The 23,028-nt window shown below is 60.8% G+C and carries 23 protein-coding genes and 2 tRNA genes; all 25 read left to right on the top strand.

What is annotated here, in order from left to right:
- The first annotated feature begins 156 nt into the window (after positions 1-156).
- Positions 157-2,583 (top strand): endopeptidase La, encoded by a 2,427-nt coding sequence (lon, locus tag ACR2J1_RS01660; protein WP_434017618.1) that lies wholly within the window; start codon positions 157-159, stop codon positions 2,581-2,583.
- A 188-nt stretch (positions 2,584-2,771) separates the two neighbouring features.
- A complete protein-coding gene (locus ACR2J1_RS01655) occupies positions 2,772-3,047 on the top strand; it encodes an HU family DNA-binding protein (RefSeq protein ID WP_434017617.1) in 276 nt (91 codons plus the stop codon).
- 102 nt (positions 3,048-3,149) lie between these two features.
- Positions 3,150-3,225 (top strand) — tRNA-Val (locus ACR2J1_RS01650).
- 159 nt (positions 3,226-3,384) lie between these two features.
- Positions 3,385-3,461: transfer RNA gene (locus tag ACR2J1_RS01645), tRNA-Asp, on the top strand.
- Positions 3,462-3,648: 187 nt separating this feature from the next.
- Entirely contained in the window at positions 3,649-4,068 is a 420-nt protein-coding gene (locus ACR2J1_RS01640) for a D-Ala-D-Ala carboxypeptidase family metallohydrolase (RefSeq protein ID WP_434017616.1), read from the top strand.
- Positions 4,069-4,206: 138 nt separating this feature from the next.
- Positions 4,207-4,572 (top strand): NADH-quinone oxidoreductase subunit A, encoded by a 366-nt coding sequence (locus ACR2J1_RS01635; RefSeq protein ID WP_434017615.1) that lies wholly within the window; start codon positions 4,207-4,209, stop codon positions 4,570-4,572.
- On the top strand, positions 4,563-5,120 hold the full coding sequence (locus tag ACR2J1_RS01630) for a NuoB/complex I 20 kDa subunit family protein (protein ID WP_434017614.1): 558 nt from the start codon (positions 4,563-4,565) through the stop codon (positions 5,118-5,120). Before ACR2J1_RS01635 ends, ACR2J1_RS01630 begins: the two co-directional genes overlap by 10 nt.
- 26 nt (positions 5,121-5,146) lie before the next feature.
- The gene (locus tag ACR2J1_RS01625) at positions 5,147-5,773 is read left to right on the top strand and encodes an NADH-quinone oxidoreductase subunit C (RefSeq protein ID WP_434017613.1); all 627 of its coding nucleotides are present in this window, start codon (positions 5,147-5,149) and stop codon (positions 5,771-5,773) included.
- Positions 5,770-6,210, top strand: coding sequence for a thioesterase family protein (locus ACR2J1_RS01620; protein ID WP_434017612.1), 441 nt, complete (start codon positions 5,770-5,772; stop codon positions 6,208-6,210). Before ACR2J1_RS01625 ends, ACR2J1_RS01620 begins: the two co-directional genes overlap by 4 nt.
- Complete coding sequence (locus tag ACR2J1_RS01615) at positions 6,210-7,421, top strand: NADH-quinone oxidoreductase subunit D (RefSeq protein ID WP_434017611.1); 1,212 nt, start codon at positions 6,210-6,212, stop codon at positions 7,419-7,421. Before ACR2J1_RS01620 ends, ACR2J1_RS01615 begins: the two co-directional genes overlap by 1 nt.
- 32 nt (positions 7,422-7,453) lie before the next feature.
- Complete coding sequence (gene nuoE, locus ACR2J1_RS01610; RefSeq protein ID WP_434017610.1) at positions 7,454-8,203, top strand: NADH-quinone oxidoreductase subunit NuoE; 750 nt, start codon at positions 7,454-7,456, stop codon at positions 8,201-8,203.
- Positions 8,203-9,504 (top strand): NADH-quinone oxidoreductase subunit NuoF, encoded by a 1,302-nt coding sequence (nuoF, locus tag ACR2J1_RS01605; RefSeq protein ID WP_434017609.1) that lies wholly within the window; start codon positions 8,203-8,205, stop codon positions 9,502-9,504. The genes nuoE and nuoF overlap by 1 nt, the downstream gene beginning before the upstream one ends.
- A gap of 9 nt (positions 9,505-9,513) precedes the next feature.
- Positions 9,514-9,981 (top strand): hypothetical protein, encoded by a 468-nt coding sequence (locus tag ACR2J1_RS01600; RefSeq protein ID WP_434017608.1) that lies wholly within the window; start codon positions 9,514-9,516, stop codon positions 9,979-9,981.
- The gene (nuoG, locus tag ACR2J1_RS01595; protein WP_434017607.1) at positions 9,974-12,082 is read left to right on the top strand and encodes an NADH-quinone oxidoreductase subunit NuoG; all 2,109 of its coding nucleotides are present in this window, start codon (positions 9,974-9,976) and stop codon (positions 12,080-12,082) included. The genes ACR2J1_RS01600 and nuoG overlap by 8 nt, the downstream gene beginning before the upstream one ends.
- A complete protein-coding gene (gene nuoH / locus ACR2J1_RS01590) occupies positions 12,075-13,097 on the top strand; it encodes an NADH-quinone oxidoreductase subunit NuoH (protein WP_434017606.1) in 1,023 nt (340 codons plus the stop codon). Before nuoG ends, nuoH begins: the two co-directional genes overlap by 8 nt.
- Before the next feature lie 16 nt (positions 13,098-13,113).
- Positions 13,114-13,605 carry an NADH-quinone oxidoreductase subunit NuoI gene (gene nuoI / locus ACR2J1_RS01585; RefSeq protein ID WP_434017605.1) on the top strand — a complete coding sequence of 164 codons (492 nt, stop codon included), beginning with the start codon at positions 13,114-13,116 and terminating at the stop codon, positions 13,603-13,605.
- 97 nt (positions 13,606-13,702) lie between these two features.
- A complete protein-coding gene (locus tag ACR2J1_RS01580) occupies positions 13,703-14,314 on the top strand; it encodes an NADH-quinone oxidoreductase subunit J (protein WP_434017604.1) in 612 nt (203 codons plus the stop codon).
- Positions 14,311-14,619 carry an NADH-quinone oxidoreductase subunit NuoK gene (gene nuoK, locus ACR2J1_RS01575; RefSeq protein ID WP_434017603.1) on the top strand — a complete coding sequence of 103 codons (309 nt, stop codon included), beginning with the start codon at positions 14,311-14,313 and terminating at the stop codon, positions 14,617-14,619. The genes ACR2J1_RS01580 and nuoK overlap by 4 nt, the downstream gene beginning before the upstream one ends.
- 11 nt (positions 14,620-14,630) lie before the next feature.
- The gene (nuoL, locus tag ACR2J1_RS01570) at positions 14,631-16,556 is read left to right on the top strand and encodes an NADH-quinone oxidoreductase subunit L (RefSeq protein ID WP_434017602.1); all 1,926 of its coding nucleotides are present in this window, start codon (positions 14,631-14,633) and stop codon (positions 16,554-16,556) included.
- Positions 16,553-18,067 (top strand): NADH-quinone oxidoreductase subunit M, encoded by a 1,515-nt coding sequence (locus ACR2J1_RS01565; protein WP_434017601.1) that lies wholly within the window; start codon positions 16,553-16,555, stop codon positions 18,065-18,067. The genes nuoL and ACR2J1_RS01565 overlap by 4 nt, the downstream gene beginning before the upstream one ends.
- On the top strand, positions 18,068-19,510 hold the full coding sequence (nuoN, locus tag ACR2J1_RS01560; protein ID WP_434017650.1) for an NADH-quinone oxidoreductase subunit NuoN: 1,443 nt from the start codon (positions 18,068-18,070) through the stop codon (positions 19,508-19,510). It abuts the gene before it with no gap.
- A complete protein-coding gene (locus ACR2J1_RS01555) occupies positions 19,510-20,289 on the top strand; it encodes a biotin--[acetyl-CoA-carboxylase] ligase (protein WP_434017600.1) in 780 nt (259 codons plus the stop codon). Before nuoN ends, ACR2J1_RS01555 begins: the two co-directional genes overlap by 1 nt.
- Before the next feature lie 19 nt (positions 20,290-20,308).
- A complete protein-coding gene (locus tag ACR2J1_RS01550) occupies positions 20,309-21,994 on the top strand; it encodes a ribonuclease J (RefSeq protein WP_434017599.1) in 1,686 nt (561 codons plus the stop codon).
- Between the two features lie 100 nt (positions 21,995-22,094).
- Positions 22,095-22,499: a methylmalonyl-CoA epimerase gene (mce, locus tag ACR2J1_RS01545; RefSeq protein ID WP_434017598.1), complete on the top strand. Its 405-nt coding sequence runs from the start codon at positions 22,095-22,097 to the stop codon at positions 22,497-22,499.
- 2 nt (positions 22,500-22,501) lie between these two features.
- The gene (locus tag ACR2J1_RS01540; protein WP_434017597.1) at positions 22,502-22,777 is read left to right on the top strand and encodes a DUF1467 family protein; all 276 of its coding nucleotides are present in this window, start codon (positions 22,502-22,504) and stop codon (positions 22,775-22,777) included.
- Positions 22,778-23,028 lie beyond the last annotated feature (251 nt).

Below are 23,028 nucleotides of genomic sequence, written 5' to 3'. Positions count from 1 at the left end.
TTGCCACTTAAGCTAGCCTGTCTGGCTAACATGCCACAGGGCCGAGGCGGCCGTTTACCACGATAATTGTCTCCGACAGAGAGACGGCCGGCACTGGGGGAAAGAGGCAGCAGCGGAACGCTTCGGCGGCCGCCTGCATAATGCGACGGAACCGCTATGACCGAATCCAAGCCCCAGACGACAAAAGAAGGCGCCCAGGAACTCTATCCGGTGCTGCCGCTCCGGGACATCGTGGTGTTTCCTTATATGATCGTGCCGCTGTTCGTAGGCCGCGAAAAGTCGATCGCGGCGCTCGAAGAGGTCATGCGCGCCGACAAGGAGATCCTGCTTGTCGCCCAAAAGAATGCGAGTGACGACGAGCCCTCCACCGATGGCATCTATGCCATGGGGACGCTTGCGTCGGTCCTGCAATTGCTGAAGCTGCCCGATGGCACGGTCAAGGTGCTGGTTGAAGGCACCGTGCGCGCCTCCATCAGCCGCTATATCGAGAACGACAATTACTTCGAGGCCGAGATCGAACGCGTCGAGGAGGTGGTCGGGACTGAAGACGAGATCGAGGCGCTTTCGCGCTCGGTCGTCTCCCAGTTCGAGAGCTACGTGAAGCTCAACAAGAAGATCTCACCCGAGGTGTTGGGCACCGTTGGTCAGATCGAGGATTACTCGAAGCTGGCCGACACGATTGCCTCGCATCTTGCCGTCAAGATCGCCGAGAAGCAGCAGATCCTGGAGATCACCACGGTCTCCGCCCGCCTTGAGCGCGTGTTCACACTCATGGAAAGTGAGATCGCTGTCCTCCAAGTCGAGCGCAAGATCAGGACCCGCGTGAAGCGTCAAATGGAGAAGACGCAACGCGAGTATTACCTGAACGAGCAAATGAAGGCGATCCAGAAGGAGCTCGGCGACAACGAAGAAGGCCGCGACGATCTTGCCGAGATGGAGCAGAAGATCGAGCGCACCCGCCTGTCGAAAGAGGCGCGCGAGAAGGCCATGGGCGAGCTGAAGAAGCTCCGCCAGATGAGCCCGATGTCGGCCGAAGCGACCGTGGTCCGCAATTATCTGGATTGGCTCCTGTCCATCCCGTGGGGCGTCAAGAACAAGGTCAAGCGCGACTTGGATGACGCCCAAAAGATCCTCGATCAGGATCATTACGGGCTCGCGAAGGTGAAGGACCGCATCGTCGAGTATCTCGCGGTCCAGAACCGCACCAATATGCTGAAAGGCCCGATTCTTTGCCTGGTCGGTCCCCCCGGCGTTGGCAAGACGTCGCTCGGCAAGTCTATGGCGCGCGCCACAGGCCGTGAGTTCGTGCGCATGAGCCTCGGTGGCGTCCGCGACGAGGCCGAGATTAGGGGGCATCGCCGTACCTATATCGGCTCCATGCCCGGCAAGGTCATTCAGTCGATGAAGAAGGCGAAGAAGATCAATCCGCTCTTCCTTCTCGACGAGATCGACAAGATGGGCGCGGACTTCCGCGGCGATCCCGCCTCGGCGCTGCTCGAAGTGCTCGATCCGGAGCAGAACCATACCTTCAACGATCACTATCTCGAGGTCGACTACGATCTCTCGAATGTGATGTTCGTGACCACCGCGAACACGTTGAACATTCCGCCGGCTCTGATGGACCGGATGGAGATCATTCGCATCGCGGGCTACACCGAGGACGAGAAGGTGCAGATTGCACGCCGCCATCTCATCCCGAGCCAGACCAAGGCGCATGGACTTGAGCCCGAAGAATTCTCTTTGGATGACGCAGCGCTCAAGCAGGTAATCCGTCGCTACACGCGCGAAGCCGGCGTCCGCAATTTGGAGCGGGAGTTCGCCAAGCTCTCCCGCAAATCGGTGAAGGAGCTGCTGACCTCCAAGAAGAAGTCCATCGACGTCACGCTCGATAACCTCGAGGACTATCTCGGCGTACCGAAATATCGCTATGGCGAGGCCGAGCTCGAGGATCAGGTTGGCGTCGTGACCGGGCTTGCCTGGACGGAGGTCGGTGGTGAGATCCTGACTGTCGAGGGCGTCATGATGCCGGGCAAGGGCAAGATGACCGTCACCGGCAATTTGCGCGATGTCATGAAAGAATCGATCCAGGCCGCCAGCGCCTATGTGCGGTCTCGGGCCGTGGATTTCGGCATTGAGCCGCCTCTTTTCGAGAGGCGGGATATTCACGTTCATGTGCCCGAAGGAGCCACGCCAAAGGATGGCCCCTCCGCGGGCGTCGCTATGGTTACCGCGATTGTCTCTTTGATGACCGGAATTCCCGTGAAGCGCGACGTCGCCATGACTGGCGAGATCACACTTCGCGGTCGCGTTTTGCCCATCGGCGGGCTCAAGGAAAAGCTCCTCGCGGCCCTGCGCGCTGGCATCAAGACCGTGATCATCCCGGACGAAAATGCTAAGGATCTCACGGAGATAACCGACGACTTGAAGAATGCGCTTGATATTCGCCCCGTCTCACGCATGGACGAGGTGCTCAAGATTGCGCTCACGCGTCAGCCTCAACCCATCGCCTGGGAAGAGGAGGATAAGTCCGTGCAAGTCGTGCCTCCAAAGGACGAATCCCCGGCAACCGTGACAGCACATTAACCTCGTCTCGCGTGCCTTTTAATTGCCTGAATCACGTGGTCCGGCCCTGGTAACAGAGTCGGACCATTTTTGTTGATTCTCCGGGTTTTTTGCGCCAGTCATACACCACTTGTTGTAGTCGGAGCGTACCATGCGGCCCGGGGGTGCGGACTCTCGATTTGGGCCCCCCTAGCGAAAGGATCAAAACCTTGAACAAAGCAGAGCTGATCACCCAGGTGGCGAAAGACGGCGAGCTGTCGAAGGACTCGGCCGAGAAGGCTGTGGACGCGATGTTCAGCAACATCGAAAAGGCATTGCGCAACGGTGACACCGTTCGCATCGTCGGCTTTGGAAATTTCCAGGTTGCGCAGCGTAAGGCCTCTGTCGGTCGCAATCCCCGCACTGGCGAAGAAGTGCAAATCCCAGCCTCGAAGGTACCGAAATTCCGGGCTGGCAAGGCTCTCAAAGAAGCTTGCAACACCTAGCGCGAGAGCATGTCACTTTTCAGGGCGGAGCCTTGCTTTTCTGAGTAAGGCTTCGCCTGATTATTTTCTCCGGTCGCGATCACATCGCAGCCGTTTCGCAATGGGCGGTTAGCTCAGTTGGTAGAGCGCCACGTTTACACCGTGGATGTCGGCAGTTCGAGCCTGTCACCGCCCACCACATTCGCCCCAATCCCAAGAAGCTTGCCGTAAGCCGGCGGCACATCACTTCCGTGACGCGGACACCGCATCCCGTGTCCCGAAAGCCTGCCCGCCTTGACTTGGCGAATCCCAAGCCGTACATGCTGGCTTCGCCTCTGGGCGCCGTTACGGCCCGTAAGGGGGTGTAGCTCAGTTGGTTAGAGCGCCGGCCTGTCACGCCGGAGGCCGCGGGTTCGAGTCCCGTCACTCCCGCCATTCCCATGGCGTCAATTGCAAAGGTGACGTGCACATTTGCGCGCAATGCGACTCCGCGTTCCAACCTTTGTCCAACTCTGCCCAACTTGTTCGCAATTTCGTGCCGTCCACGCCTTAGTATCACCGGCTTTCCCAGGCGAACCGCGTCTTACCTCTAAAACCTCCCAAACAAACTGAGGAGTAAGTCATGCGGATCGTTTTCGCACTGTTCATGTTTTTGGCTGCCGTGGGGGCAGCTGCGGCGCCGGCATCGGCGCGGTCTGCGCAACGCCCATCCACGAGCCAAGCCTTCATACCCCAGGACCTGAAGCGCACGATCGCGGAAATCGAGCGCCGCTTTGGCGCGGTGCAGGTCGTCTCCACCCATCGACCTGGGGCCAAGATTGCGGGCTCAGGCAACCGCAGCAAACATGCCGATTGCCGCGCGGTGGACTTCAACCCGCCCCGCGGCAAATACGGTCAGGTCGCGTCTTGGCTTAAGGCCAATCACAAAGGCGGCGTCGGCACCTATTCCTGCGGCATGAATCACATCCACATCGACAACGGCCAAAGCACCCGCGGCAAAAAGACGGCCACACTAGCAAACGACCTCGCCTGGTCCCTTTGAGGGCGGGACGCGAAGGCATCCCACCCTTTTTAGCGCATGCAGTGCGACCTTGGCGTCTTGCTAACTTCACACCCATACGCTAAGCGCAAAGTGCTCATTCAGAGGCGAAAATCACACGACGTCGCAGAACCAAACATCATGAGCCAGCTCCTGCAAGAATACCTGCCGCTCGTCATTTTCATCGGAATCGCCTTTGTCATCAGCGCTGGGCTTATGCTGGCGCCGTTTCTCATCGCGCCGCATAAGCCCGATCCCGAAAAGCTCTCCGCGTATGAATGCGGCTTCGAAGCCTTCGATGACGCGCGCATGAAATTTGATGTCCGCTTCTACCTCGTGGCGCTTTTGTTCATTATCTTTGACCTTGAGATAGCGTTCCTTTTTCCCTGGGCCGTCGCCTTCAAGGATCTCAGCAGTTTGGGCTTCTGGTCGATGATGGTGTTTTTGGGAATTTTGACGATCGGCTTCATCTATGAGTGGCGGAAGGGCGCGCTCGAATGGGATTGATGCCTGAGCCTGTTTTCGACAAGGAACCCTGTTCCCGAGAGTTGATAGCCCCCGGCGCAACGAGCTTTGGCCTAATGTCAGACGAACTGGCGGATAAGGGTTTTCTGCTCACCACGGCCGACGAGTTGATCAACTGGGCCCGGACCGGATCCTTGATGTGGATGACCTTCGGGTTGGCCTGTTGTGCTGTGGAGATGATGCAGGCTTCGATGCCCCGCTACGATCTTGAGCGTTTCGGCTTCGCGCCCCGCGCAAGCCCGCGGCAGTCGGACGTCATGATCGTAGCAGGCACACTGTGCAACAAGATGGCTCCGGCCCTGCGCAAGGTCTACGACCAGATGCCTGAGCCTCGCTATGTGATTTCAATGGGGTCCTGCGCCAATGGTGGCGGGTACTATCACTATTCCTATTCCGTGGTCCGCGGTTGCGACCGCATCGTTCCGGTGGACATCTACGTGCCTGGCTGCCCGCCAACAGCGGAGGCGCTTGTCTACGGCGTCCTGCTCTTACAAAAGAAGATCAGGCGGACCGGCACCATCGAGCGCTGAGCGGACGCTCCGATCCGGGAGTTTTCATGGATGACGCACTGAACGAGCTCGGCGCCCATCTTGCCGACTGCCTTGGAACGACGCTGCTGCGCTGGCAGATCGCGCTGGGCGAGCTCACCATCGAGATCGAGCGCGAGAATGTTCCCCACGTGCTGGCGCTGTTGCGTGACGATCCAAGCTGCCGCTTCGGTTGCCTCATCGACATTTGCGGCGTTGATTACCCCGAGCGCGAACAGCGCTTCGAGGTCGTCTATCACCTCTTGAGTCCATGGTTGAACCATCGCATCCGCGTCCGCACCACGACAGATGCGAGCACGCCTGTCCCGAGCGTGGTCGAGATTTTTCCAGCGGCCAACTGGTTCGAGCGCGAGGCCTACGATCTCTACGGGATCCTGTTCGACGGTCATCCCGACCTTCGCCGCATCCTCACCGATTACGGGTTTCAGGGGCATCCGCTGCGGAAGGATTTCCCTCTCACGGGCTTCATCGAACTGCGTTACGACGACGAGCTAAAGCGGGTCGTTTATGAGCCCGTGAAACTCATGCAGGAATATCGCAGCTTCGACTTCCTCAGCCCCTGGGAAGGCATGGACACCGCAATACCCGGCGATGAGAAGGCAGGCGAGGCGCGCGAACGGGACGACACGCCATGAAGCCGTCGCTCCAGCCAGGTCTCACACATCACTTCAAGTTTACCGTGCCGGTAAGCAAGACGGTTCCCAATCTCTATCCCGAAGCGCCGCAGCTTCAGGCGATGCCAGAGGTTTTCGCCACTGGCTTCATGGTCGGTCTGATGGAATGGACCTGCGTGCAATTGCTGGAGCCGCATCTCGACGCCGGCGAAGGCAGTCTGGGCGTCCATATCGACGTCTCCCACAAGGCCGCGACCCCTCCGGGGCTGACCGTGACGGTGGATGCGGAGTGCGTCGAGGCGAGGGGTCCGCGCGTGAAATTCAAGGTCACGGCCCATGACGGCATGGACGAGATCGGCTCCGGGACGCACGAGCGATTCATCGTTACCTGGGATCGCTTCAAGCGCGGGCTCGCGCCGAAGCTTGCCAAGGTCGCCGCTGTCAAGGTCGACGCCTGATGTCCAAAACTGATTTTGAAGAACTCGCATCGGCCGCCGAGGACCGCAAGTTTACGATCAATTTCGGGCCGCAGCATCCGGCCGCTCACGGCGTATTGCGCCTTGTCCTTGAGCTTGACGGGGAGGTGGTCGATCGGGTCGATCCCCATATCGGCCTTCTGCACCGCGGCACCGAGAAGCTAATCGAGTACAAGACCTATTTGCAGGCGCTGCCCTATTTCGATCGCCTCGACTACGTCGCGCCGATGAATCAGGAGCATGCTTATTCGCTGGCCGTTGAGAAGCTTGTCGGGGTCACGGTCCCGAGACGGGCGCAGCTCATCAGGGTTCTGTATTCGGAGATTGGACGCCTCTTGTCCCATCTCCTCAATGTCACGACCCAAGCCATGGATGTTGGCGCGCTGACCCCCCCGCTGTGGGGCTTCGAGGAGCGTGAAAAGCTGATGGTCTTTTATGAGCGCGCCAGCGGCAGCCGCATGCACGCGGCCTATTTCCGCCCAGGCGGCGTCCATCAGGATCTGCCGCCCAAGCTCGTCGAGGATATCTACGCCTTCTGCGATCCGTTCCTTAAGGTCTGCGACGACATCGAGAGCCTGCTCACCGACAATCGGATCTTCAAGCAGCGCAATGTCGACATTGGCGTGGTGTCCCTGGAGGACGCGTGGGCGCTCGGCTTCTCCGGCGTGATGGTGCGCGGCTCGGGTGCCGCCTGGGACTTGCGTAAGTCACAGCCTTACGAATGTTATAGCGAGCTGGATTTCGACATTCCCATCGGCAAGAACGGTGACTGCTACGACCGCTATCTCGTGCGGATGGAGGAGATGCGCCAGTCTGCTCATCTTATGAAGCAATGCTGCGAGCGTCTGACCACGGAGATCGGCCCCGTCGTGGTCGAGAACCACAAGATGGTGCCGCCGCGCCGCGCCGAGATGAAAAGCTCGATGGAGGCGCTTATTCACCATTTCAAGCTTTACACCGAGGGCTATCACGTGCCGGCGGGCGAAGCCTACGCGGCGGTCGAGGCGCCCAAGGGCGAGTTCGGCGTCTATCTCGTATCGGACGGGACCAATCGGCCCTATCGCTGCAAGATCAGGGCGCCGAGCTTCGTGCATCTCCAAGCCATGGATTTCCTCTGCCGCGGGCATATGCTGGCGGACGTCTCCGCCGTGCTGGGATCGATCGATGTCGTCTTCGGCGAGGTCGACCGGTGAATCTCAGCAACCGCCGTTTACAATGAGAAAAAATGAGCGTTCGACGCCTCGCAACTGAGCAGCCCGAAGGTTTTGCCTTTACGCCCGAGAATCTCGACTGGGCAAAGATGCAGCTCACGAAATATCCGGAAGGCCGCCAAGCCTCGGCGGTGCTCCTACTCCTATGGCGCGCCCAGGAACAGATGGGCGGTTGGCTGCCGGAGCCGGCACTCCGCTATGTCGCGGACATGCTGGGCATGGCCTATATCCGTGTTTATGAGATCGCGACCTTCTACACGATGTTCAATCTCGCGCCTGTCGGCCGCTATTACGTGCAGCTTTGCGGCACCACGCCATGCTGGCTACGCGGCGCAGATGGTCTCAAGCGTGTCTGCCGCGCGATGATCGGCGCACCCGGCCATGTCACCGCTGACGGCCTGTTCTCCTGGACCGAGGTTGAGTGCCTCGGCGCGTGCGTGAATGCGCCGATGGTGCAGATCAATAAGGATTACTACGAGGACCTCACGCCAGAGACCTTAGAAGCGCTGCTTAGCGGCCTGAAGGCTGGACGCGAGGCGCCCCCCGGGCCGCAGGTCGAGCGGCAGACGTCGGCGCCCCTAAGCGGTCCGACGACGTTATCCGATCCGGAACTTTACGCGTCGAAGCCGCGCGAGACGGGCGGGGGCGAGGCAACCGCCTTGACGGACCGCAAGGCGAAGCGTCCCGGGGCTGCCGCGAATGTCCGCGACGCCGTCGAGCCCAAGCCGCCGCTCAGCGATGCCAGCAGCAAGAAGGTGCGATGATGCTGCAGGACAAGGACCGCATATTCAAGAATCTCTATGGCATCCACCCTTGGGGCCTCGAGGCTGCGCGTGCGCGCGGAACTTGGGACGGCACCAAGGCCATGATCGAGCGGGGTCCCGAGGGCATCATCGAGGAGGTGAAGGCGTCAGGTTTGCGCGGACGCGGCGGGGCCGGTTTTCCGACGGGACTGAAATGGTCCTTCATGCCGACCAAGTCCGACGGCAGGCCGAACTATCTCGTCATCAATGCCGACGAATCGGAACCCGGCACCTGCAAAGACCGCGACATCATGCGTCACGATCCGCATCTTCTCATCGAGGGTGCGCTGATCGCCGGTTTCGCCATGCGCGCCCACACGGCCTATATCTATATTCGCGGCGAATTCATCCGCGAGCGTGAGATCCTGCAAGCCGCCATCGATGAGGCCTATGCGGCGAAACTCCTTGGCGTGAACAATGTGAACGATTGGGATTTCGACCTCTACGTCCATCACGGGGCGGGCGCGCATATCTGCGGCGAGGAAACCGCACTCCTCGAAAGCCTAGAAGGCAAGAAGGGCCAGCCGCGCCTCAAGCCGCCGTTCCCGGCCAGTGTCGGGCTCTACGGATCGCCGACCACAGTCAACAATGTCGAGACAATTGCCGTGGTGCCGGACATCCTGCGCCGTGGCGCCACGTGGTTTGCCTCACTCGGTCGCCCCAATAACAGCGGCACCAAGATCTACTGCATTTCAGGGCATGTGAACGAGCCCTGCAATGTCGAGGAGGAGATGGGCATCCCGTTGCGGGAGTTGATCGAGGTTCACGCCAATGGCGTTCGCGGCGGATGGGATAATCTTCTTGCGGTCATTCCCGGCGGCTCGTCGGTTCCCTGCATCCCGGCGAGCCAATGTAAGTATCTCCCGATGGATTTCGACAGTTTGCGCGACGTGAAGAGCGGCCTCGGCACGGCCGGCGTCATCGTCATGGATAAGTCCACGGACATTATCCGTGCCATCGCCCGCATCTCGTATTTCTACAAACATGAGAGCTGCGGTCAGTGCACGCCCTGCCGCGAGGGTACCGGCTGGATGTGGCGCGTCCTCGAGCGCATGGCGAAAGGGGAGGCGGAGAAGGGCGAGATCCAGATGCTGCTCGACGTGAGCTATCAGGTCGAAGGCCACACCATCTGCGCCCTCGGCGATGCCGCCGCCTGGCCGGTGCAAGGGCTCATCCGCCATTTCCGACACGTTATCGAGGACCGCATCGACGCGCAGAGCACGAAGCCAATCGCGCCGTCGGTGCCGGTCGCTGCGGAGTAGGGATCGTGCATGGGATGGGCCTGGGACAATGCCGTAACGCTGGGGACCGTGGTGATGGCGGCCGCTGCCATCGCCGCCCTGATCTATGCGCATCTGCAAATCTCAGAAAATCACCGAGCCGAGCGTCGTGGCAACGCCAATGAATTGTGGAGAGAGACTCTGAGGCTTGCCTTCGACAATCCCAAACTCTCCGACCCGACCCTGAGGCTGGCTGAGTTCAATCTGACCATCGACGGCAGTCAGGAACTGTTTCAGAAATACGAGCTGTTTGACACAGTCTTGAATGCGAGCGAAGAGATTTTGGTGGTCTTGCCGTCAAAGGAATGGCACGCAGCCGTCCGCATTCAACTTCGACTGCATCGGGCCTATCTGCTATCGCCTCACTTTCTGAATTCCGGCTACCTCGAACAATACACGCCAAAGTTTCGGGCCTTCATGCACAACGCCTTGAGAGAGACGCCGAAGCGCGATGCCTAAGCTCATCATCAACAATCGCAAAGTCGAGGTGCCGAACGGAATCACGTTGATTCAGGCCTGCGAGCTTGAAGGCATCGAGATACCGCGCTTCTGCTATCACGAGCGTCTCTCAATTGCCGGCAATTGCCGCATGTGTCTCGTCGAGATTGCCGGGATGCCAAAGCCGGTCGCTTCCTGCGCAATGAGCGTCAATGACCTCAGGCCCGGCAGGGACGGCGTACCACCGACCATCATCACCGACTCCGAGAAGGTGAAAAAGGCGCGTGAGGGCGTGCTTGAGTTCCTGCTGGTCAACCATCCGCTGGATTGCCCCATCTGCGATCAAGGCGGGGAATGCGATCTCCAGGATCAGACCATGGCCTATGGGTTCGATGCCGGGCGCTTCCAGGACAACAAACGTGCCGTGGAGGATAAATATCTCGGCCCCCTGATCGAAACCTTCATGAACCGCTGCATCCACTGCACGCGCTGTGTGCGCTTCATGACCGAAGTCGCCGGCGCCGAGGAACTCGGCGCCATCGGACGCGGTGAAGACATGGAAATCACGACCTATCTTGAGCACGGCATGATGTCGGAGCTGTCCGGCAATGTCGTGGACCTGTGTCCTGTCGGCGCCCTGACGTCGAAGCCCTATGCCTTCGTGGCGCGGCCCTGGGAACTGAGCAAGACGCAAACCATCGACGTTATGGACGCCGTCGGCAGTGCCATTCGAGTCGATGCGCGCGGCAAGGAAGTGCTGCGCATCCTTCCCCGTGTCAACGATGCGGTCAACGAAGAGTGGATATCGGACAAGACCCGTCACGTCTGGGATGGCCTTCGCACGCAACGCCTCGACCAGCCGTACGTCCGGCGCAACGGCAAGCTTGAGCCCGCCAGTTGGGACGAGGCCTTCCATGCGATTGCCGACAGACTGAAGGACTTAGAGGGAAAACGCTTCGCGGCGATTGCTGGCGATCTCGCTGCTGCCGAGGAAATGTTTGCCCTGAAGGCACTGGCAGAGCAGATCGGCTCGCCGAATATCGACTGCCGCCAGGATGGCGCCAAGCTCGACCCCTCCTTGGGCCGCGCGACCTACCTCTTCAACTCGAGCATCGAAGGCATCGAGCACGCCGATGCAGTCCTGCTCATCGGCACCAATCCCCGGACCGAGGCGTCTGTCCTCAACGCGCGCATCCGCAAACGCTGGCGCCAATGCCAGGGCAAGCTGCCGATCGGACTCATCGGCACCGAGGCCGACCTCACCTACGACTATGACTATCTCGGCGGCGGACCGGAGACGCTGGCGCAGATCGCGGATGGCTCGCACCCCTTCGCCTCCAGATTGAGTGAGGCGGATCATCCCATGCTCATTCTCGGGCAGGCCGCCTTGGCGCGGGCGGATGGCGCCGCGGTGCTGGCTCTTGCCGCCGAGTTGGCGCGCACCGTGGGCGCGGTCAAGCCATACTGGAACGGTTTTAATGTCCTTCACACGGCCGCGTCACGGGTGGCAGGGCTTGATGTTGGTTTTGTTCCGGGCGAGGGGGGGCTCGACGTCGAGGGGATCTTGGACGCGTCGTCGTCCGGAAAGATCGACGTGGTCTACCTGCTCGCCACCGATGAGATCGAAGTGGAACGCTTAGGCAACGCCTTTGTCATCTATCAAGGCAGTCACGGCGACCGCGGCGCCCATCGCGCCGATGTCATTCTGCCCGGCGCTGCCTATAGCGAAAAAAACGCAACCTACGTGAACACGGAAGGGCGGCCGCAACAGACGGCGCGCGCCGTCTTCCCGCCAGGCGAGGCGAAGGAGGACTGGACCATTTTGCGCGCGCTATCTGCCGCCCTCGGTCAGCCGTTACCGTTCAACAGCACCAAGGAGCTGCGCGCCAAGCTGTTCGCGGCGCATCCGCATCTCGCGCTACTGGACGAGATCACGCCCACGGACGGTGCGGACATCGAACGGCTCGCAACCAAATCCCACAAAGCAGGCAAGGAGCGTTTCGGGGAAGCCGTCGCAGACTTCTATCTGACCAATCCCATTGCTCGCGCCTCCAAGATCATGGCGAGTCTCAGCGCTTGGCACGCAGGTGCGAGCCCGAAGGCGACCGGCACCGATGGCTGAATTCTGGTCGCATACGGCCTTGCCCCTTCTTCTCATCGTAGGGGAGAGCCTGCTATTGATGGGCACGCTGCTGATCATCGTGGCATTTCTGCTCTACGCCGACCGCAAGGTCTGGGCGGCGGTGCAGCTCCGCCGCGGGCCGAACGTCGTCGGTCCCTTCGGCCTGCTCCAGTCCTTCGCCGATCTCTTGAAATTCGCCTTCAAGGAAGCCGTTATCCCCGCGGCGGCCAACAAGGGGATCTTTCTGCTCGCGCCCATCGTGACCGCGGGCCTCGCACTGTCGGCCTGGGCGGTCATGCCGGTCGCGAAAGGCTGGGCCGTCGCCGATATCAATGTCGGTATCCTCTATATCTTCGCGATCTCGAGCCTTCAGGTCTACGGCGTCATCATGGCCGGCTGGGCCTCGAATTCGAAATACGCGTTCCTCGCCGCTCTCCGCTCCGCCGCGCAGATGGTCTCCTATGAGGTCTCGATCGGTTTCGTTATCATCACGGTTCTGCTTTGCGCCGGCACGCTCAATCTCAGCGGCATCGTCGAAGCGCAGAACGGCCCGCTTGGGCTCTTCAATTGGTATTGGCTGCCGCTCCTGCCGATGTTTGTCGTGTTCTTCATATCGGCACTCGCGGAGACCAATCGTCCACCCTTCGATCTGCTTGAGGCCGAGTCCGAGCTCGTGGCGGGCTTCATGGTCGAGTATTCCTCCACGCCATATATGCTCTTCATGCTTGGAGAATATGTCGCCATCGTTCTGATGTGCGGCATGGGCACCGTGCTGTTTCTGGGCGGCTGGCTGCCGCCATTTCCCGTCGCGCCCTTCACCTGGATTCCGGGCGTGCTATGGTTCCTGCTGAAGACCTGCTTCCTGTTCTTCCTGATCGCCATGGTGAAGGCGATCGTGCCGCGCTACCGCTACGACCAATTGATGCGGCTCGGTTGGAAGGTCTTTTTGCCACTTTCGCTTCTGATGGTGGTTTTGGTTGCCGCCATATTGCGGCTCTGGCAGCAAGGGGCTTGAGAGAGGAATTTCGCGCGTGAATCGCTTCCGCGGCGCCGCCAAATCTTTGCTGCTACTGGAATTTCTGTCAGCGTTCTGGCTCGGCCTGAAATATTTCGTCGCGCCGAAGCCAACCCTCAACTACCCCTTCGAGAAGGGGCCGCTAAGCCCGCGTTTCCGCGGCGAGCATGCGCTGCGCCGCTATCCCAATGGAGAAGAGCGCTGCATCGCCTGCAAGCTGTGCGAGGCGATTTGCCCAGCGCAGGCGATCACGATCGAGGCCGGGCCCCGCCGCAACGACGGCACGCGCCGCACGACGCGTTACGACATCGACATGGTGAAATGCATCTATTGCGGCTTTTGTCAGGAAGCCTGCCCCGTCGATGCCATCGTGGAAGGCCCTAACTTCGAATTCGCCACCGAGACCCGTGAGGAGCTCTACTACGACAAGGACAGGCTGCTCGCGAACGGCGACCGCTGGGAACGCGAGATTGCCAAAAACTTGGCGCTCGACGCGCCGTATCGGTGAGGGGCGTTTCAAGCATGTTAGCCTTGTCATACGTTACCTCTCGCATGCGAAGAGAGGTCAACCTCCCGAGTGAGCTTAAAACCGCCGTTGAGGCTGCGTGATGCTGTCGGCGCTGTTTTTCTATCTTTTCGCCACCATGTGCATCGGCGCGGGCTTCATGGTAATCGCCGCGAAGAACCCGGTGCATGCCGTGCTCTTCCTGATCCTGGCTTTCTTCAATGCCACCGGCCTCTTCGTGCTTCTTGGTGCGGAGTTCATCGCCATGATCCTGATCGTTGTTTACGTCGGCGCGGTGCTGGTGCTCTTCCTGTTTGTCGTGATGATGCTCGATGTCGACTTCGCCGAGCTTCGCGCAGGCTTTCTCAAATATCTGCCCATTGGCGCGACGGTCGGCATCCTGCTTCTCGTCGAGCTCATCTTTGTGGTCGGCGCATGGGTGACTGCCCCCGACATGGTGGCGCAAGCGCCGACGCCGCCGGCTTCGGATATCAGCAACACGATGGCGCTCGGGCAGGTCCTCTATACCCGCTATGTCTACCTCTTCGAGGCGGCAGGGCTCATCCTGCTCGTCGCCATGATTGGGGCGATCGTCCTCACGCTCCAGCACAAACAGGGCGTGAGGCGGCAGTCGATCGCAGCCCAGGTCGGCCGTACGCGCGAGATGGCCGTCGAGGTCGTGAAGGTCGAATCGGGGAGGGGACTGCCATGACCGTCGGGCTTTCCCACTACCTCACCGTTGCCGCGATCCTCTTCACCATTGGCATCTTTGGCATCTTCCTCAATCGCAAAAACGTGATCGTCATTCTCATGAGCGTCGAGCTGATGCTGCTTGCGGTGAATATCAATCTCGTCGCTTTCTCCGCCTTTCACGGCGATCTGGTCGGCCAGGTGTTCGCGCTGATCGTGCTGACCGTCGCGGCGGCCGAGGCGGCGATTGGCCTCGCCATCATCGTGGTCTATTTCCGCAACCGCGGCACCATCGATGTTGCCGACATCAATCTGATGAAGGGCTGAGGCGCGTCCGGATGTATGAGGCGATCCTCTTTCTGCCGCTGATCGGCGCGATTTTCGCGGGCTTTTTCGGGCGTGCGGTGGGCGCACGTCCTACCGAGATCGTCACAACGACGCTCGTCCTGATTACGGCCGCCCTCTCTTGGCTCGCCTTCTATCAGGTGGCGCTGCAAGGCCAGGAGGAGCGCATCGAGCTTCTGCGCTTCATCGACTCTGGCGACCTCAGATCCGCCTGGGCGCTGCGCATCGATACGCTGACCGCCGTGATGCTGGTGGTCGTCACAACCGTCTCAGGCCTCGTGCATCTCTACTCCATCGGTTACATGGAGGAAGACCCGCACCGGCCCCGCTTCTTCGCCTATCTCTCGCTTTTCACCTTCGCGATGCTGGCGCTGGTGACGGCGGACAATTTCCTCCAGCTCTTCTTCGGCTGGGAAGGGGTGGGGCTCGCCTCATACCTCCTGATCGGCTTTTGGTACCACCGGCCCGCTGCGAACGCGGCCGCCATCAAAGCCTTCATCGTCAACCGTGTCGGCGATTTCGGCTTTGCGCTCGGCATCTTCGCGATCTTCGCCGTCTTCAACACCGTCGAGTACGACACGGTGTTTGCCTCCGCGCCGGATCAGGTCGGCAAGACCATGAACTTCCTCGGCATGCAGGTCGACGTCCTGACGCTGATCTGCATCCTTCTTTTCATTGGGGCCATGGGGAAGTCCGCGCAGTTTCTGCTCCACACCTGGCTGCCAGACGCGATGGAGGGGCCGACTCCGGTCTCGGCACTGATTCATGCGGCCACCATGGTCACAGCCGGCGTGTTTATGGTCGCGCGCCTATCGCCTCTGTTCGAGCTAGCGCCGATCGCGCTCGGCGTCGTCACCTTTTTCGGCGCAACGACGGCGTTCTTTGCCGCCACCGTTGGTCTTGTGCAAACCGATATCAAGCGGCTGGTCGCCTATTCGACCTGCTCGCAGCTTGGCTACATGTTCGTGGCCGAAGGCCTGGGCGCCTATGGCACCGGCATCTTCCATCTCTTCACCCATGCCTTCTTTAAGGCGCTTCTGTTCTTGGGCGCTGGCGCCGTCATTCACGCGCTGCATCACGAGCAGGACATGCGCCGCATGGGCGCGCTGCGTCACGTGCTTCCTTTCACCTGGGCGATGATGCTTATCGGCACGCTGTCGCTCACTGGCTTCCCCTTCACCTCGGGCTTCGTCTCCAAGGACGCCATCATTGAGACGGCCTACGCATCCCATGCGGTCATGGCGCCGTACGCCTTTGTCCTCACGCTCGTCGCCGCGCTACTCACTTCATTTTATTCCTGGCGCCTGATGTTCCTCGCCTTCGAGGGTAAGCCGCACGAGAAGCCGGACGTGCTGAAGCACGCGCATGAGCCGCCTTGGACCATGGGTGTGCCCCTCGTGATCCTCGCGCTCAGCTCCCTGTTCGCGGGCGCTCTCTTCGCCAATTTCTTCATCGGTGCCGACCAGGCGGAGTTCTGGCGGGGATCGCTCGTCACCCACAGTGAAAGCCATCACGACGTGCCGCTCCGGGTGGTACTGTCGCCGACAATCGTCACGGTCCTCGGCTTCGCCGTCGCGTGGTACTTCTACATCCGCAACCCGCTCGTGCCCTTTGGGCTCTCGAAGCGCTTCAGCGGCGCCTACCGGTTCCTGCTCAACGCCTGGTATTTCGACGCGCTCTACGACGCCATCTTCGTGCGGCCGGCGAAGCGCCTCGGGCACTTCCTTTGGAGGACGGGTGATGGGACCGTCATCGACGGCATCGGGCCCGACGGTGTCGCGGCGCGAGTCATCGACATCACCAACCGCGTCGTGCGCCTGCAGACCGGCTACATCTATCACTACGCCTTCGTCATGCTGGTCGGCGTCGCACTCCTCATCACTTATTTCATTTTCACGGGTGGAGGCCTGACGCCATGAGCTATGGCTGGCCCATTCTCTCCACCGTCACGTTCCTGCCATTGCTCGGCGCGCTGCTGATTGTGCTGCTGCGCGGACAGGACGAGAGCGTGTTCCACAACACGCGCTTCATCGCGCTTTGGACCACCCTCATCACCTTCGCCATCTCGCTCCTTTTGTGGCGCGACTTCGATCCGCAGACGGCGCAGTTTCAATTCGTCGAGCTGCATCCCTGGCTCGGGCCCATCAGCTTCCATATGGGCGTCGATGGCATCTCGATGCCTTTCGTGCTCCTCACGACCTTCCTCATGCCGCTCTGTATCCTTGCGAGTTGGGTCGCGATCAGTACGCGCGTGAAGGAATACATGATCGCCTTCCTGGTGCTCGAGACTCTCATGATCGGCGTCTTCACCTCCCTCGACCTCGTGATGTTCTATCTTTTCTTCGAGGGCGGCCTGATCCCGATGTTTCTCATCATCGGCGTCTGGGGGGGACAGCGGCGCGTCTATGCGAGCTTCAAGTTCTTCCTCTACACGCTCGCAGGCTCGGTGCTGATGCTGCTCGCCATCATGGCGATCTATTGGGAGGCGGGCACCACAGACATTCCACTGCTGCTGGCCCACGACTTTTCGCCGGAGATGCAAACCTGGCTTTGGTTTGCGTTTCTAGCCTCCTTCGCGGTGAAGCTGCCGATGTGGCCTGTCCATACTTGGTTGCCCGACGCCCATGTAGAGGCGCCGACGGCCGGATCGGTGATCCTCGCCGGTATCCTCCTAAAGATGGGCGGCTACGGCTTCTTACGCTTTTCCATTCCGATGTTTCCGATCGCCTCCGCGGAGTTCGCTCCGCTGATCTTTGCGTTGTCGGTCGTCGCCATCATCTACTCATCCTTGGTCGCGCTCGCGCAGCAGGACGTCAAGAAGCTAGTCGCCTATTCCTCGGTTGCGCATATGGGCTTCGTGACGATCGGTGTATTCACGCTCACCATGCAGGGTTTGCAGGGCGGCATTTTTCAGATGCTGTCCCACGGCATTGTCTCCGCCGCGCTCTTCCTCTGCGTCGGCGTCGTCTACGACCGCATGCACACCCGCGAAATTGCTGCCTATGGAGGACTGGCCGACCGCATGCCGCTCTATGCGTTCTGCTTTCTCGTGTTCACGCTCGCCAATGTGGGGCTGCCCGGTACGAGCGGCTTTGTCGGTGAATTCCTAAGTCTCGCAGGCGCCTTCCGCGTCAACACATGGGTCGCGTTTCTCGCGACCACCGGCATAATCCTGTCAGCGGCTTATGCGCTGTGGCTCTATCGCCGCATGATGTTTGGCAAGCTGGAGAAACCGAGCCTCAAATTCATCAAGGATCTCAGCTGGCGTGAGGTCGCGGTGATGACGCCGCTCGTTTTCCTCACCATCTTTTTCGGCTTCTACCCAGGCCCTATTCTCGATGCCACTACGACATCGGTCGAAGCTCTGATCAAGAATTACGAGGCGGCGCTTGCCGCCGCCGAACAAGCGCGCTTCGCGCTTGCGCCCTAGCTGGAGACACTCGTGAACGATTTCACCGATCTGCAGGCGGCCTTGCCGGAGCTGATCCTTGCGATCGGCGCCATGGCCTTGCTTATGCTCGGGGTCTTCATGCCGCGGCGCCAGGGCGATGTCGTGCTCTGGCTGGCAATCGGCGTTCTCGTTGCGGCCGGCATCTCGGTGGCTGGCGGAAGCGATACGCAAACCCTGTTTTATGACAGCTTCATCGTCGATCCGTTTGCCCGTGTCATGAAGCTTCTGACCCTCACCGGCGCTGCGGCAGCGCTTCTGATGTCTGGCGACTATTGGCGGAACGCCGGCGGGCTCAAATTCGAATATCCCGTTCTCGTCCTGCTCGCATCCACGGGCATGATGATGATGATCTCCGCCAACGATCTCATCGCGCTCTATGTCGGACTGGAACTGCAAAGCCTGTCGCTTTACGTGATCGCATCCTTCCGGCGCGACTCGGTACTGTCGGGCGAGGCGGGGCTCAAATATTTCGTCCTCGGCGCACTGTCCTCGGGCATGCTGCTTTACGGCGCATCGCTGGTCTACGGCTTCACTGGTTCGACCGACTTCGCCACCATTGCCGCCGCGGTCCAGCCGTCCGGCACCAATCTGGGACTAGTTTTCGGCCTTGTGTTTTTGATGGCAGGCTTTGCCTTCAAGATTTCGGCCGTGCCCTTCCATATGTGGACGCCGGACGTCTACCAGGGTGCCCCGACACCCGTGACCGCGTTCTTTGCCGCCGCACCCAAGCTTGCCGCCATGGCGCTCACCGTGCGCGTCCTCGTCACGGCCTTTCCGTCAGTGACCGACGAGTGGCAACAGATCGTCACCTTCCTGGCGATCGCATCCATGGCGCTCGGCTCCTTCGCCGCCATCGGTCAGCGCAATATCAAGCGGCTGATGGCCTATAGTTCGATCGGTCATGTCGGCTACGCCCTAATCGGCCTCGCAGCCGGGAGCGAAGAGGGCGTTCAAGGCCTCATCGTCTATATGGCCATCTATCTCGCCATGACGCTCGGTACCTTCGCATGCATTCTCGCCATGCGGCGCGGCGGGCGCCTGGTTGATGACATCGAGCAGCTCGCGGGCCTCTCGCGGACCCAACCGCTGATGGCCTTCATGCTTGCGATGCTCCTCTTCTCGCTCGCCGGCATTCCGCCCCTTGCGGGCTTCTTTGCTAAGTTCTACGTGTTCCTCGCCGCCATCCAGGCCGGTCTTTATGCACTCGCCGTTATCGGCGTGCTCCTGAGCGTGGTGGGGGCCTATTATTATTTGCGCATCGTCAAACTCATGTATTTCGACGCCCCAGCCGAACGCTTCGAACCGATGCCCGCATCTCTTGTTGCTGTCCTTGGTGTGAGCGGGCTCTTCACGCTGCTTTATTTCGTCTATCCCGCACCGCTGGTGACCGCCGCCGGGGCCGCGGCCAAGTCTCTGTTTTAATGGCAGGACTCTCCTCTCTCTCGGCAAAAGTTCCTAGCGGATATCGGCTCCTGCGGCTGGAGACGACGGACTCCACTAATGCCGAGGCGAGCCGGCGCGCCGCCGCCGGCGAGCCCGGCCCGCTGTGGATCTGGTCGGCACGGCAGTCGCATGGCCGCGGGCGGGCGGGACGGGAGTGGCAGTCCCGCCAGGGAAATCTCTTTGCCAGTCTCCTGGTCGTCATCAATTGTCCTCTGCGCACGGCAGCCCAGCTCGCGCTGCTTGCCGGCGTCGTCGCCTACGACACCGTGTCCAAGCTCCTCGGCCCCGAAAATCAGTCTAACCTGATATTGAAATGGCCGAACGATATCTTGCTCGGAGGGGCCAAGCTTGCCGGCATGTTGCTGGAAAATGCCTGCGCTCCATCTGACACGCGCTCCGTCGTGGTGATCGGCACCGGGATCAATCTCGCGAGCCATCCGCACGACGTACCGAAGCCGGCAACGAGCCTCGCCGCGCATGGCGTCGACGTCACGCCCGCCGCCGCCCTGGAGGCACTCGCTGAGACGACGGATGCATGGCTCACCCGCTGGGGGGACGGCGCGGGGTTTCCGACCGTCCGCCGCGCTTGGCTCGATCGCGCGGGCCCCACGGGACGGCCCCTGCGCGTCAGGCTGAACGATGCGGAGATAGAAGGCGCATATGCGGGCCTTGATGCAAATGGTGCCCTGCGTCTGCTGACGCCCGACGGTTCGGAACGCCGCGTCACGGCCGGCGACGTCTTCTTTTCTGGTCACTGAACCTCGATAGCCGCCATCCATGTCCGCAAAACGAAATCGCAACGACCCCGAACTCGTCTTCGTCCCGCTCGGCGGCGTCGGCGAGATTGGCATGAATCTCTATCTTTACGGCTACGGTCCGCCATCAGACCGGGAGTGGCTGATCGTTGATATGGGCATCACCTTTGGCGGCGACTATGAGCCCGGGATCGATGTCATCCTCCCCGACATCAGTTTCCTGGAAGGCGAACGTCAGAACATCGTCGGCCTCCTCCTGACCCACGCCCATGAGGATCATTTCGGCGCGGTCGCCGATCTCTGGCCCAGGCTGGGCGATGTCACCATATATGCCACGCCGTTTACGGCGGCCATGCTCTCCTTGAAGCTTTCCGAGAACGGGCCTAGCAAAAATCTGCCTCTGGAGATCGTCGCCATGGGCAGCCACCGGACGATCGGTCCCTTCGAGATCGAGCTCGTGAGCATGTCGCACTCGATTCCAGAACCGTCGGCGGTGATTATCAAGACGCCGCTCGGCACGGTCCTCCATAGCGGCGACTGGAAGCTTGATGCGAATCCTTTGACGAGCGCCCCGACAGACGAGCCGCGCCTCCGCGCTTTAGGCGAGGAAGGGCTCGCGGCGCTCATCTGCGACTCTACGAATGCGGTGCGTGAAGGCGTGTCTCCCTCCGAGGCCGACGTTGCCGTCACGCTCGCACGCTTGATCCGCGAGGCGCCGCAGCGTGTCGCGGTGACGACCTTTGCCTCAAACGTTGCCCGCATTCGCTCAGTCGCCGATGCCGCAACCGCCGCAAGGCGGGAGCTCGTGGTCGTGGGGCGCGCCATGTATCGCGTCATCGAGGCGGCCCAGGCGACGGGCTATCTCGATCCCGACCTGCCGTTTCTTGAGGAGACCGCCTTTGACCGTTTGCGTCCGAGCAATGTCGTTGCGCTCTGCACCGGGAGCCAGGGCGAAGCGCGCGCCGCCATGTCGCGCATCGCCGCCGGCGAGCATCCCAATGTTGAGCTCGATCCCGGCGACCGGGTGATCTTCTCCTCCCGCACGATTCCCGGCAACGAGAAGGCCGTCGGGCGGGTGCAAAATGCGCTGGCGGACAAGACCATCGAGGTCATCACCGATCAGAATGCGGCTGTGCATGTCTCCGGCCATCCCCGCCGCGGGGAATTGAAGCAGCTTTACGCCTGGACCAAGCCGCGCATCGCGGTGCCGATGCATGGCGAAGGCCGCCATTTGGAAGCTCATGCCAAGCTCGCCGAACGGCTCGGCATAAAGCAGGTGGTGCGTGCCCGCAACGGCACCATGGTGCGGCTGCTGCCGGAGCCTGCCAAGATCATCGACGACGTGCCCGTGGGACGCATTTATCGCGACGGCGCGATACTCACGCGGGCCGACGAGGGTCAGGTGCGGGATCGAAGGAAGCTGAGCTTTGCCGGGACGGTCGCCGTGTCATTGGTGCTGTCGCATAAGGGCCTGCTTCTCGCAGATCCCGAGGTTACGCTCACCGGTTTGCCTGCGACCGACCGCGAGGGAACGCCCTTGGCGACGATTGCGCGTGACGCGGTGATTGGCACGATCGAAAGCATCCCCCGCCCACGGCGTAAGGATCAAGCGACGGTCTGCGAGGCGGTGCGCCGCAGCGTCCGAGCCGCTATCAACCAGGCTTGGGGCAAGAAGCCGATGTGCTCGGTCTTGTTGACGGTGCTTTAGCGCTCAAGTAGCGAAGCGATAGCGCATCAGCAAGCCGCTCAAGTAGCGCGGGACATGGAAGCATATTAGAACACGTTCAGTGCGAAGCGAGGATTAGTAGATGATCGGCCGTTTGAACCATGTCGCCATCGCCGTGCCGGATCTAAAGGCGGCGACCGCAATCTATCGCGATACGCTCGGCGCCCAAGTATCGGAAGAGGTCGACCAGCCCGAACATGGGGTGACCACGGTCTTCATCGAGCTTCCCAATACCAAGATCGAGCTTCTAGGACTTCTCGGCGAGGGATCGCCGATAGCCAGCTTTCTCGAGCGCAATCCCAACGGTGGCATTCATCATCTTTGCTACGAGGTGCCGGACATCATGGAAGCGCGGGATCGCCTCGTGGCCAAAGGGGCGCGCGTTCTCGGCAAAGGTGACCCGAAGATCGGGGCCCATGGCAAGCCGGTGCTCTTCCTGCATCCCAAGGATTTCTGCGGCACCCTGGTTGAACTGGAACAGGCTTAAACATGACGATCGCCTTTGGCGTCGCCATCTACTTCGTCATCTGGTGGATCGTTCTTTTCGCCATGTTGCCGATCGGCGTCCGGACTCAGGAGGAGGAGGGCGAGGTCGCGCCGGGAACCGTGGCGAGCGCGCCGCACCTGCCGAAGTTGCTACCGAAAATGCTCGCGACGACGGTGATCGCCAGCATTGTCTTTGCCGGCGTGTATGCAATCGTCGTCCATCACGCGATCACGCTCGACGACATTCCGTTCCTGCCGCGTTTTGACCGTGTGCAATGACGCCCTTCGTCTTCTAAAATCATGATTCTAGCCAAAAAAAAGCAAAGTCGTTTTGACCTTGCTTCAGTAACGCGTCTCTTTATCTCTCCGGCCGACGAGAGTCGCTAGTCAGCGATGTACCTCGAATTTCTGGCCAGAGAGCGGCTGCGCCTATGTGCTACTGCAAATTGGGTGCGCCTGGAGCTACTTCCTCCCAAGACTTGGACCTGGTCCAATCTCAACGCATGACACCGAGATCTTTACCGGTCCCG

Source organism: Methyloceanibacter sp., from assembly GCF_050999895.1.
Classification (GTDB): domain Bacteria; phylum Pseudomonadota; class Alphaproteobacteria; order Rhizobiales; family Methyloligellaceae; genus Methyloceanibacter.
This window is presented reverse-complemented; position numbering and strand designations above follow the sequence as displayed.